The organism is Streptomyces flavofungini, from assembly GCF_041028215.1.
In the GTDB taxonomy this organism is placed as follows: domain Bacteria; phylum Actinomycetota; class Actinomycetes; order Streptomycetales; family Streptomycetaceae; genus Streptomyces; species Streptomyces flavofungini_B.
Genome location: NZ_JASKYR010001407.1, coordinates 1 through 753 on the forward strand (window position 1 = coordinate 1; position 753 = coordinate 753).

Consider the following 753-nt stretch of genomic DNA (forward strand, 5'->3'; position numbering starts at 1 on the left):
CCCCCACCCCGTCCGAGCTGCGGGAAGCCCTCGCCGAGCCCATCGACGGTCCTCGCGGCCGCGCCCTCGCCGAGCTCGCCGGTGACCTCGGCATCTGGCTGGCGCCGGGCAGTGTCTACGAGCGCGGCCAGGACGGACGCGTCTACAACACCGCCCCCGTCTACTCCCCGCGTGGCGAACGCGTCGCGGCCTACCGCAAGATCTTCCCCTGGCGGCCCTACGAAACCGTCGCGCCCGGCGGCGAGTTCACCGTCTTCGACCTCGACGGCATAGGCCGGGTGGGGCTTTCCATCTGCTACGACGCGTGGTTCCCGGAGACCACCCGCCACCTCGCCTGGATGGGCGCCGAACTGGTGCTGAACTTCGTGCAGACCTCCGGCAGCGACCGCGCTCAGGAACTCGTCCTTGCGCGCGCCAACGCCATCGTCAACCAGGTCTTCGTCGCCAGCGTCAACTGCGCCGCCCCGCTCGGCACCGGACGCAGCCTGCTCGTCGACCCGCAGGGCACCGTCCGCTCCGAGGCCGTGGCCGACGCAGACACCACCCTCACCGACGTGATCGACCTGGACGAGGTCACCAACGTCCGCCGCATGGGCACCGCCGCCCTGAACCGGCCCTGGCAGCAGTTCCGCCCCGACGACCAGCCGCTTGCCCTGCCGCTCTATCAGGGCATGATCGACCCCGCGACCTGGACCGGCGCCACCTCCCGGGCCCCCGGCCAGAGCCCAGCCGAGCCCCCCGCACGCTGAGGGA

At 72.2% G+C, this 753-nt stretch carries 1 protein-coding gene; it reads left to right on the top strand.

What is annotated here, in order from left to right; genetic code table 11:
• The coding region (locus AB8Z36_RS41340; protein ID WP_369218475.1) for a carbon-nitrogen hydrolase family protein at window positions 1–749 on the top strand (749 nt) is incomplete at its 5' end.
• Window positions 750–753 lie beyond the last annotated feature (4 nt).